We start from the raw sequence: 10,583 nt of genomic DNA, 5'->3' as shown, positions 1-10,583 counted from the left end.
GGTTCTTGAGCACCCAGTGGCTCGTCTTGAGCGACACCTCCGGCATGATGCGGCCCATCGCCTCGATGAGGTGGAAGTGGGTGTCTTCGAAGTCGATGGCCGGGTACTGGCGCACCAGGTAGCTCGCGAACGAGCGCATCTCGGCGAAGGCCTCGATGCCGGCGAAGCCGCCGCCGACGACGGTGAAGGTGAGCAGGCGCTCGCGACGCGGGTCGCCCTTGGGCAGCAGGGCCGCCTTGTCGAAGTTGGTGAGGATGCGGTCGCGTACTGCGATCGCCTCCTCGATGTTCTTCATGCCGATGGCCTGGTCGGCAACACCCGGGATCGGGAAGGTGCGCGAGACCGAGCCGGCGGTGACCACGATGATGTCGTAGGCGAGCTCGAAGGGCTCACCGAGTTCCGGCGTGATGGTCGCCGTCTTGCTCGCGTGGTTGATGCCCGTGACGGAGGCCGTGAGCACCTCGGTCTTCTTGAGGTGCTTGCGGTGCGAGACGAGCGCGTGGCGCGGGTCGATGGAGCCGGCAGCGATCTCTGGCAGGAACGGCTGGTAGGTCATGTACGGGCGCGGGTCGACGAGGGTGACGGTGGCCTCGGAGCGGCGAAGCTGCTTCTCGAGCTTCCATGCGGTGTAGAAACCGGCGTAGCCGCCGCCGACGATCAGGATCTTGGGCACGAGTGGGAGTCTCCTAGTTTGGGCAAGTCAGCGACCAATCTACCGTGTCGCGCGCAGCCCTCTGAAATGCCGCACAGCCGCGACCACGAGCAGCACGAACGTGCCGGAGAAGACCACGATAACGAGCAGCGGGATGCCGACATCCCGCAGCTGCGCGACGGTCGGAAGGAGGGGGCCGCTGACCCCCGCGTCGGGCGCGATCGGCGAGGACTCCGGCGCGGGAATCTGCGCCGCGGTGGGCGGGGAGACCGGCGGCGCGTCAGCACGGCGGTAGAGCACGATCCAGTCGGCGAGGCTGCCCATGGGGTTCTCTGTGACGTGGGGAACGGTCGCGGTGACCGCGGCAGCGGCATCCAGTAGTCCGTAGCCGTAGATGGGGTCGACCCCGGCCGAGCCTGCCGGGCGCGCAGTGGTCACGATGCGGTTGATGACGTCGGTGGCGCTGAGCTCTGGGTGGGCCGCTCGCACGAGGGCGGCGACGCCGGCGACGATGGGAGACGCACCGCTCGTGCCGTCCCACAGCACGTAGCCGTCGCCAGGGGTCGCGCCGACGAGCTCCTCGCTCGGGGCCGCGACGCCGATCGTGATGCCCTGGGATGACGCGTCGAAGCTCGCGGTGCCGCGGCGGTCGAACCCCGCGACCGTTAGCCCGCCGGGCATGGTGGCCGGAGCACCGACGACGGTGGTGCCGCTGCCGCGGTTGCCCGCCGCGGCGATGATGACGACGTCTTTCTCCATGGCGTAGAGGAAGGCGTCGTCCCAGCTCTCTGGCCAGTCGAGGGTGTTGCGGGTGAGCGACATGTTGATCACGTCGGCGCCGTTGTCGGCAGCCCATCGCACGGCATCGGCGATCTGGGCGTCGGAGTCGTCGCCGGCCGCATCGAACCCGATGGAGATGGCGAGGATGGATGCCTCTGGCGCCGCCCCGAGAATGCCTGCGCCATCGCCGTGCCCACGGCCAGCCGCGAGGCTCGCGACCATCGTGCCGTGATCGTTCGACGACCCGACCGGCGTCTGCCCGTCGGCGGAGCCATGGCCGGAGAAGTCGGTGCCCCCGACAACCGCGCCGCCGAGGTCGAGGTGGGTTCCGTCGACCCCGGTGTCGATGACGGCGATGGTGACGCCGGCGCCCTTGGTGACGGCCCACGCCTCGCTGATGCGGTACTCGCTGAGCCAGTACTCCCGATTGCGGATGGAGTCGGCGTGCGCGGGCGCCGCACCCAGCGTCAGCAGGTATGCAACCACGGCAAGCACCCCGACGAGACGCAGCGTCGTCGGGGCTGCAACGGCCGTGGACCGGCCCGCGGCGCCGCTATGCACCGGTCACAGCTCCAGCGCGCACTCGCACCGCTCCGGGCTCCAACCGCAGAGCTCGAGAGCCATGTCGCCGATCGGGTTGACACCCGGCCCGGCAGCGAGGGCATGACCGGCGAGCGCGTGAAGGCACTTCACGCGTGTCGGCATGCCGCCCGCCGAGATGCCGGCGATCTCCTCGACGAACTCGATGCCCTCGCGGTCGGCGAGGTACTGCTCGTGCGCGGCACGGTAGGCATCCGCGACGTCGCCCACGAGCAGGGCCGCGAGGGTCGGCATGACGCCGTCGGCCTCGAGCGTGGAGATGGCGGCCGTCGCGGCGGGGTGCGACAGGTAGTAGAGCGTCGGAAACGGCGTGCCGTCTGCGAGCCGCGGCGCTGTGGAGACGACGGTCGGCTTGCCGCACACGCAGCGGGCCGCAATGCCGATCACGTTGCGTGCGGGCCGCCCGAGCTGGGCGCTCACTGCGGCGATGTCGGCCTCGGTGGGTGGGTCGAACGGTGGTCGTGTCATTGCGGTGCCGGTGCTTCGATCTCTTCAGCGGTCTCTGTGGTGGTTCCTGCGGTCACGATGCTCGCGAGCAGCGATCGCACCCAGTCGACCGTGGTGGTCTGGATGTCATCGCTGATGGGCGCGCCATCATCCGTCGTCACCGTCTCGGTGTCGTCGATCACAAGGTAGGTGTAGTCGCCGGGGAAGACGTAGACGAGCCGGTCACGGGCCTGGGCCTCGATGTAGGCGGGGTCGTCCCAGCGGGCGATGTCGTCTTCGAGGGCCTCGACGGCATCCTTGTGCTCCTCGACGGAGGCGCGCAGCTCGGCGAGCTGGTTCTGCTGCTCGACGACGGTGCGCAGGCTCGGTGCGAGCACCACGATGGTCAGCACGAGGATCGCGAGCATCACGAAGGTGAACCCAGAGAGCCGGATGCTGCGCAGCCAGTGCCCAGGAGCGCTCTCCTCCGGCATCGCGACGGCGACCCGCTGGCGCACGGGACGCGGCTGCCGGGAGCGCTTCTCGCGCTGTCCGGGGGTCTGCCTGGGTGATGGCTGCCTGCCCGCTGCCGGATTGCCCGCCGCCGGCTTGCCCGACCCGGGTGCCGGCTTCCTGCTCGCGGGCGCGCCTTGCTGCCGCGGGGGTCCCCCCGGACGATTCATGCGCGCAGCCATGCCAGAAACCCTAGGTCGTTCTTCTCGTTAAACAGCTCAGCGACGCCCGAGTGAGCGTCGCTGAGCTGAATCACCTACGCGCTGAAACGCGGGAAGGCGCTCGCGCCGGCGTACACAGCCTGGTCGCCGAGCTCCTCCTCGATGCGCAGCAGCTGGTTGTACTTGGCAACGCGCTCGCTGCGCGCCGGGGCGCCCGTCTTGATCTGGCCGGTGTTGAGCGCGACCGCGAGGTCGGCGATCGTCGTGTCCTCTGTCTCACCGGAGCGGTGCGACATGACCGCGGTGTAGCCGCTGCGCTGTGCGAGGCTGACGGCGTCGAGGGTCTCGGTCAGGGATCCGATCTGGTTGACCTTGACGAGGATCGAGTTGGCCGTGCCGAGGCTGATGCCCTTGGCGAGGCGCTCTGGGTTGGTGACGAAGAGGTCGTCGCCGACGAGCTGGGTCTTGGTGCCGAGCTCGTTCGTGATGGTGGTCCAGCCCTCCCAGTCGTCCTCGTTGAGCGGGTCCTCGATGGTGACGAGCGGGTAGTTGGCGACGAGGTCGGCGTAGTAGGCCGTCATCTCGCTCGCCGACTTCGACGCACCCTCGAAGGTGTAGACGCCGTCGGTGAAGAACTCGGATGCCGCGACGTCGAGGCCGAGCGCGATGTCCTTGCCCGGGGTGAAGCCGGCCTTGGTGATCGCCTCGAGCAGCAGGTCGAGCGCGGCGCGGTTCGAGTCGAGGTTCGGAGCGAATCCGCCCTCGTCGCCGAGGCCGGTGCTGAGGCCCTTGCCGTGCAGGATCGCCTTGAGGGCGTGGTAGGTCTCGACGCCCCAGCGCAGGCCCTCGCCGAAGGTGTCTGCACCGATCGGCAGGATCATGAACTCCTGGATGTCGACGTTGGAGTCGGCGTGCGACCCACCGTTGATGACGTTGAGCATCGGCACCGGCAGCACGTGGGCGTTGGGTCCGCCGAGGTAGCGGTACAGCGGAAGGTCGGCGGAGTCAGCGGCGGCCTTGGCGACCGCGAGGCTCACACCGAGGATGGCGTTGGCGCCGAGCTTCTTCTTGTTGTCGGTGCCGTCGAGCTCGATGAGCGTCTGGTCGATGAGGCGCTGGTCGGAGGCCTCGAAGCCCTCGATGGCCGGGCCGAGCACGTCGAGCACGGCGTCGACGGCCTTCTGCACGCCCTTGCCGAGGTAGCGGCCCTTGTCGCCATCCCGCAGCTCGTATGCCTCGAATGCTCCGGTCGATGCGCCAGACGGCACGGCGGCACGGGAGACGGTGCCATCCTCGAGCAACACCTCGACCTCCACGGTCGGGTTGCCCCGGGAGTCGAGAATCTCGCGAGCGCCTACTGCCTCGATTTCAGCCACGGGTGGTACTCCTTCTTGTTGTATAAAGTCCGCTAGGAATCCTACCCGCGTGGCTACGCACCAGAGAGCGGGTGAAACTCGAGGTCATCCACTGTTCGCGTCGCGGTCGTCACGACGGCACGGGATGTGAACCCGGATGCCGCCAGCTGTTCCAGCAGCACCTTCTGATTGCGAATCTGCCGCTCCAGTCGCACCCGCTTGCCCTGCGCGACGAGCTGCTGCTTGAGCTGGATGAGAGTGTTCGCCTCGACGCCGTCGTCGTAGACGAGCGCGACGCTGTCGCCGCTGGCCTCTGGCTCGAGCTCGACGAGATCGACGATGCGCTCGAACCCGAGCGAGAAGCCAACCGCCGGCACGTCGGTGCCGAGGAACCGGCCGATCATGCCGTCGTACCGCCCTCCGCCCCCAAGGGAGTAGCCGAGCTGCTCGTGCGCGACCTCGAAGATCGCACCCGTGTAGTAGCCCATGCCGCGCACGAGGAACGGGTCGAAGACGATCGGGATGCCGTCGCTGGCGAGCCCGGCGAGCTCGGCGACAGCGACATCGTCTGCTCCCTCCGGCAGGAGCTTGCGGATCGCGGCCTCGCCGTACGGCAGGTACTCCATGGTCATCGGCCGGCGGAAGAACTGCTCGAGCGCGTCGGCGTCGAAGCCTCGCTCGCGCAGTTCGGCGACCACGCCGTCCTGTCCGATCTTGTCGAGCTTGTCGAGGGTAATCAGCACGGTGTCGTGGGTGCTCTGCTCGAAGCCGAGGGCCTCGAGCATGCCGAACAGCAGACGGCGGTCGTTGACCCGGATGCTCCAGCCGGTGAGACCGAGCGTGTTCAGCGTGTCTGCGGTGGCGGCGACGAGCTCTGCCTCAGCGATGGTGCCCGCTTCGCCGATGATGTCGATGTCGCACTGCACGAACTGGCGGTATCGGCCCTTCTGCGGGCGCTCGGCCCGCCAGACCGGGGCGATCTGGATGGACTTGAACACGGTCGGCAGCTCACTGCGGTGGGTGGCGTAGAAGCGTGCGAGAGGAACGGTGAGGTCGAAGCGCAGCCCGAGGTCGACGAGGTCGAGGGCGGTCTCGGCCTTCTCGAAGTCGGCCTTGTCGAGCCCGCGCTTCAGCACGCCGAACGCGAGCTTCTCGTTGTCGCCACCGAGTCCGGCGTTGAGCCGGCTGGAATCCTCCATCACGGGCGTCTCGATCTCGTCGAAACCGTGCGCACGGTAGGTCTGCCGGATCACTCCGAGCACGCGCTCGCGCTGCGCCTTCTCTGCGGGCACGAAGTCGCGCATCCCGCGCGGCGGGTTCACCTGGCTGGCCATGCTTCGAGGGTATTCGACTGGCGACCGCGCGACGTGCGGCTCGGCGGGCGGGGTTGCCGGGCTGGATGGCAGGGGTGGCTGGGCTGGGCTAGCTGGGCTAGCTGGCTGGGCTGGGCTGGGCTGGCTGGGCTGGGGGTGGCTGGGCTGGCGGGCTGCTTTGACTGTGCCCTGACCGCTCTGTAAGCTCGTGCGAGTTGCCCTCTAGTGGCACACAGTAAGAACGGCTCTGCGATGAGAGTTCTCCCATGAGCTGGGCCCCCCGATTCGGGTAAATCGGGCGGCCTGCACCAGCACTGGAATACATTGCGCATTCTGCGCTCTTCTAGTGCTCGGTAAGGGCGCCCTCTCCATTCGGGTTGGGGAGGGCGCCTGACCACCCGCCAGCCGCAACGCGCCTCGCACCCGGCACCCCGCGTCACCACCTCGCGCCCCGCATTTCGCGCCCCGCATTTCGCACCTCGCACCTCGCACCTCACACCTCGCACCTCGCACCTCGCACCCGGCACCTCACGCCTCGCGCCACGGGCGTTGTACGCGGCTCGCACACTGATCGGCCCCGCCGGGGGTGCGGTGATGGCACCGTGTCGTTCGGAGTGGCGTCATGACTGGGCGACCCGCGCCGGGGTCACCCCGCGCGCTGCGCACGGCTCCAGATCTCGCTTGGTGGTGCCATCGGCATCCGGCGCTCGCCATTCACTGCGGACGGTGGCAGCAGGGTGAACTCGACCCCGCGCCGCTCTATGTGCCACCCGTTGTTGTGCACCAGCAGGTGGTGATGTCGACACAGCAGGATTCCGTCGTCGACGTCGGTGCGGCCGCCGCGGGACCACGGCGTGATGTGGTGCGCCTCGGTGAAGGATGGCGGGCGATCGCAGCCGGGGAAGCGGCATCCACCGTCTCTCGCGGCGAGCGCGAGTCGCTGCTGCGCGCTGAACAGGCGCTGCGTGCGGCCAAGGCGGAGCGCCTGGCCCGCGTCGCCGACGACGACCGGCTGGATGCCGCCATCACACGCGAGGCGAGCCGCCGTCGCAAGAGAAACCGTCGCTCCCCCGGGTGTGGAACCCGTCGCCTCGAGCCGGGCGGGGCCTTCGCCGTGGCGAAGGTCGCGCTCCGCCACGAGCACCCGCACCGACGGACGACGCTGGCCGAAGACACGGCCGGCGTCGGCAGACGCCGCCACCCGCACGATGTCGACGAGTGCGTCGACCATGAGCTGGTCGAGGCTGCGCGAGTCGACCTCGAGGTTCGTCGACTGCTGGCGTGCGCGCGCATCGACGAAGCGCGGCCCACCGCGACGCGGCGAGGTAATTGCGTCGAGCGAGTCGCCTACCAGGGCCGCGGACTCGGGGTCGAGGAGGCCGGAGAGGCGCACCATGCCATCGGCGAGGGGTGAGAGCCGGAGGTACCTGCGCTCGCGCAGCTCGTGTTCACGGAGAGGCAGTGCTGCCGCGTCGAGCTCGTCGCGCAGGGCACGGGAGCGGGCGCTGAGCTGCTCCACGGTGAGGGTTGCAGACAACTCGAGCAACGAGGAGGTTGCCGCGAAGATCGCGGCCGGCGGCACCGCCGCCGACGGCTCGCCGAGCCCGGCGCGGATTGCCTCTGCTGCCTCGATCGACAGGCGGCCAGCCGCAACGGGGGTGCTGAGCGGCGAGGTCGAGTCGAGCGACCCGATGCGCACGAGTGCGCCCGCATCGCGGCGGGAGACCCCTGAGACCTGCTGCACTAGCCGCTCTGCGGAGCCGGCCCCGAGTCGCTGGGCGAGCCCGTCGTAACCGAGAGATCGATCGGAGCGCCGTGCGATCTCTGCAGCCGAGGATGCGATGGCCGCGTCGATGCGGCGTCTCGACTCGGCAAGACGGGCGTGCGCTGCGAGCAGAGCCGCGTCGTCTATCTCGGCAAAGGAACAGCCCGCGAGCGCGACGGTCGCCGCAGCGAGTGCGTCGAGTTCGTCGGTGAGGAGCATGCGTCAATTCTCCCAACCTTCGAACGTATGCTCTAGAGCGATCGAGCAATCTTGGGAGAAGTCGTATCCACAGGGGCGCGTGTGGAGAGGACGCCACACGGGCGCGTGTGGAGAGGACGCCACACGGGCGCGTGCGGAGAGGACACCTGCGGGCGCGCGGGGAGAGGACGCCTAGGCGGCGCGTGCGGAGAGGGCGCCTCGGCAACACACGCCGAGGGGCAACATGCGGAGAGGACCCAAGCAACTCCCGCCGAGAGGAACCCAATCAGCACGCACGGTGAACTCCCCAGAGCAGCCCACGTGGAACGGAACCCAGGCAACACATGCGGCGCGGAACCCAAGCACGCAAACGGAGAACACCCCCAAGCAACACCACCGGAGCGAACGCCAACACAGCAGCCCCGACACCAACGCCGACAGGCCAGCCGCGAAGCGGCCTAGGCAGCACGAGCGCAGACCCGCAGCACACCCGGAATCAGAAAGACAACCCCGCGACCCCCATCACACCAGAAGCACCAGAGGCCGCGGAACCTACTCCACCGATCGAATCTCGTCTTGCAGGGACCGCAGCGCGCCTCGCAAGGCGCGTTCGGCATCCATTCCCTGTTCGCGCGCAGCGCTCACGATGGCCAGGAGCGACGCGCCGAGCTCTGCCTCCGACGTCGGAGACACGGCAGGCACATCGGCCGGCGCCGCCACTACTCCAAGCGCGGATGCCTTGCCGAGCAGCTTGTCGGCGAGCAGTAGCGAGGGCATCGCCTGGGGCACTCCGTCGAGCACGGAGGTGCGGCCCGGCTTCTCTGCCTTCTTGAGCTCGTCCCACAGCTCGACCACCTCGGCGGCCGACGACGCCGAGGCGGAGCCGAACACGTGCGGATGCCGCCCGATCATCTTCGCGTTCATGTGCGCCGCGACATCCTCGAGGGTGAAGCGCCCCGCCTCTGCCGCGATGTCGGCGTGAAAGAGCACCTGGTAGAGCACGTCGCCAAGCTCCTCGATGAGAGCAGCGTCAGACCCCGACTCGATCGCGTCGACGAGCTCGTACGACTCCTCGAGCAGGTGGCGAACCAGCGAGCCGTGCGTCTGCTCGCGATCCCACGCGCAGCCGCCCGGCGCGCGCAGAAGCTCGAGGGTCGCGATGAGTTGCTCGAGCTCGGGGTGCGCCATCCATTCAGCCTACTGAGCGGGCCGGCACCGCTACTTGTCGCAGGCGATGCCGTCGCCGTCACGGTCGAGGTCGTAGATGTCGGTGCCGGAAATGCGCACCGGCCCCGTCACGTATGCCGGACCGTTTCCGCTTCCTCCCGCACAGTCCACATCGGAGGCGATCGGCACGCATGGGCTCGAGTAGTTGGGATCGCACCCGCCCGCCGGTGCGGCGAACGGCACCGGAGCGGGAGGTGGAGGAGCGACGTACGTGCCAATGGTCGTGACCTCATCCAGAGGCGCGATGATGACCTCGTCCGAGACCAACTCCCGGGATGCCTCCACCCCGTCGATGTACGTCACCAGGTAGACCATCGCTCGAGTGCCCGGCGCACCAACAGTCGTAACCGATGTCACTCCGGCCGCCACAGTCGCGTCCTCTACGGTGACCCGCGAGAAGGGCTCGCCCACCGTCTCGATGACCTTGTCTGTTGTCACCTTCGGAGCCGGCGACTGGCTTGGACCTGGATCAGGGGCGCTGGCAAACGACTCGCCGCTCGGCTGGTGTGCCTGTGTCGATGCACCGGAGACGGCCGCCACGAGGACGGCCCCGGCAACAAAGGCAGGTAGGAACAATGCGCCAACGAACGCCAAGAGAACCAGCTTGCCAGCGAGGGTGAGACGCACGAACCACGAAGCAATGCTCATGTCCGAACAGTACGCCGACGCCCACAACAGCGGTGTCCCCAAAACGGGGAATGCTCAGAGCCGCGCCACGTACACCGTGTTCGTCGACACTCCCCCGGTGAGGAAGTTGTCGAAGCTCACCACATGCGATTCCACAACCGCGAACACGGCGGCAAGCGAGGCCTCGAAGGATGCCAGCGGCGGGTCGTCAGACCAGAGAGCGAATACACCCTCGTCATTCAAGTGCGCCGCGAGCGCCGCGAGCCCCTCCACCGTGTACAGGTCGGAATGCGAGGGGTCGAGGGAGTGTGTGGTGGAGTGGTCGATATCCACGAGCAGCGCGTCGTACCGAACCACCGGGGTCCGCCGCATCAGCGCAAAGAAGTCGTCGTGCACCAAGGAGGTACGCGGGTCCCGCACCAACGCAGACGAGACCGGAAGCAGCTCCCGCTCATGCCAGTCGATGACGGCGGGCAGGGCATCCACGACGGTCAGCGACTGAACGCGCGGGTCGGCCAGCGCCGCCACGGCCGTGTAGCCGAGGCCGAGCCCGCCGACCAGAACCGTGCGAGGGTTGCCGTGAGCGGCAAGCCCGAGGTGCGCCAGTTCCTCCTCCGCGACGACGAACAGCGACGACATCAGGTACTCGTCGCCAAGCTTGACCTCGAACACGTGCTGCCCGTTGAACAGCCGCCGCCGCAGCGTCAGCTCGCCCATCGGGGTCTCCTGGTAGTCGAGCTCCTCAAAGATCATGGGCTCAGCGTATGCGCCGCTAGCCTGACCTCATGCGCACCGTCATCCTCTGGGTCACCTCCGCCGTCGTCATCGTGGCGTTGCTGTGGTTCGCCGTGCCGCGCGACGACGCCCCGCCCGCTGCCACCGCCGCCCCGGAGTTCGGCAGCGCATCCATTCCCCAACCGGATGACGCCCAGCCCGCCACCGTCAACTACGTGCACGACGGCGACA

General features: G+C 68.5%; 11 protein-coding genes. 1 reads left to right on the top strand and 10 read right to left on the bottom strand.

All coding sequences use genetic code 11. The features are described from left to right. From AC14A7_RS02065 to AC14A7_RS02020, 10 genes are all read right to left on the bottom strand, one after another. Positions 1 to 673, bottom strand: a 673-nt coding sequence (locus AC14A7_RS02065) for an NAD(P)/FAD-dependent oxidoreductase (protein ID WP_484006221.1), incomplete at its 3' end; no start/stop codon positions are given. A gap of 39 nt (positions 674 to 712) precedes the next feature. Beyond that, a complete protein-coding gene (locus AC14A7_RS02060; RefSeq protein ID WP_484006220.1) occupies positions 713 to 1,993 on the bottom strand; it encodes a S8 family peptidase in 1,281 nt (426 codons plus the stop codon). A gap of 3 nt (positions 1,994 to 1,996) precedes the next feature. Beyond that, the gene (locus AC14A7_RS02055; RefSeq protein WP_484006219.1) at positions 1,997 to 2,500 is read right to left on the bottom strand and encodes a DUF501 domain-containing protein; all 504 of its coding nucleotides are present in this window, start codon (positions 2,498 to 2,500) and stop codon (positions 1,997 to 1,999) included. Next, the gene (locus tag AC14A7_RS02050; RefSeq protein ID WP_484006218.1) at positions 2,497 to 2,976 is read right to left on the bottom strand and encodes an FtsB family cell division protein; all 480 of its coding nucleotides are present in this window, start codon (positions 2,974 to 2,976) and stop codon (positions 2,497 to 2,499) included. Before AC14A7_RS02050 ends, AC14A7_RS02055 begins: the two co-directional genes overlap by 4 nt. A gap of 251 nt (positions 2,977 to 3,227) precedes the next feature. Next, positions 3,228 to 4,508, bottom strand: a complete 1,281-nt coding sequence (gene eno / locus AC14A7_RS02045) for a phosphopyruvate hydratase (RefSeq protein WP_484006217.1) — start codon at positions 4,506 to 4,508, stop codon at positions 3,228 to 3,230. A 53-nt stretch (positions 4,509 to 4,561) separates the two neighbouring features. Further along, on the bottom strand, positions 4,562 to 5,821 hold the full coding sequence (gene hisS, locus AC14A7_RS02040; protein WP_484006216.1) for a histidine--tRNA ligase: 1,260 nt from the start codon (positions 5,819 to 5,821) through the stop codon (positions 4,562 to 4,564). Between the two features lie 625 nt (positions 5,822 to 6,446). After that, positions 6,447 to 7,784 carry an HNH endonuclease signature motif containing protein gene (locus tag AC14A7_RS02035; RefSeq protein ID WP_484006215.1) on the bottom strand — a complete coding sequence of 446 codons (1,338 nt, stop codon included), beginning with the start codon at positions 7,782 to 7,784 and terminating at the stop codon, positions 6,447 to 6,449. 531 nt (positions 7,785 to 8,315) lie between these two features. Next, the gene (locus AC14A7_RS02030; protein ID WP_484006214.1) at positions 8,316 to 8,951 is read right to left on the bottom strand and encodes a MazG family protein; all 636 of its coding nucleotides are present in this window, start codon (positions 8,949 to 8,951) and stop codon (positions 8,316 to 8,318) included. A 30-nt stretch (positions 8,952 to 8,981) separates the two neighbouring features. After that, positions 8,982 to 9,638, bottom strand: coding sequence for a G5 domain-containing protein (locus AC14A7_RS02025; protein WP_484006213.1), 657 nt, complete (start codon positions 9,636 to 9,638; stop codon positions 8,982 to 8,984). Between the two features lie 54 nt (positions 9,639 to 9,692). After that, entirely contained in the window at positions 9,693 to 10,370 is a 678-nt protein-coding gene (locus AC14A7_RS02020; RefSeq protein WP_484006212.1) for a spermidine synthase, read from the bottom strand. 32 nt (positions 10,371 to 10,402) lie between these two features. Between AC14A7_RS02020 and AC14A7_RS02015 the strand changes: the two genes are divergently transcribed. Then, positions 10,403 to 10,583: hypothetical protein (locus tag AC14A7_RS02015; protein WP_484006211.1), on the top strand; the 181-nt coding region annotated here is incomplete at its 3' end.

Source organism: Conyzicola sp., assembly GCF_057073975.1.
This window is presented reverse-complemented; position numbering and strand designations above follow the sequence as displayed.

Excerpts from the sequence above, each read along its gene's own strand:
- AC14A7_RS02055 (WP_484006219.1), bottom strand. The coding sequence starts at position 2,500 with ATGACACGACCACCGTTCGACCCACCCACCGAGGCCGACATCGCCGCA.
- hisS (WP_484006216.1), bottom strand. The coding sequence starts at position 5,821 with ATGGCCAGCCAGGTGAACCCGCCGCGCGGGATGCGCGACTTCGTGCCC.
- AC14A7_RS02035 (WP_484006215.1), bottom strand. The coding sequence starts at position 7,784 with ATGCTCCTCACCGACGAACTCGACGCACTCGCTGCGGCGACCGTCGCG.
- AC14A7_RS02030 (WP_484006214.1), bottom strand. The coding sequence starts at position 8,951 with ATGGCGCACCCCGAGCTCGAGCAACTCATCGCGACCCTCGAGCTTCTG.
- AC14A7_RS02025 (WP_484006213.1), bottom strand. The coding sequence starts at position 9,638 with ATGAGCATTGCTTCGTGGTTCGTGCGTCTCACCCTCGCTGGCAAGCTG.
- AC14A7_RS02020 (WP_484006212.1), bottom strand. The coding sequence starts at position 10,370 with ATGATCTTTGAGGAGCTCGACTACCAGGAGACCCCGATGGGCGAGCTG.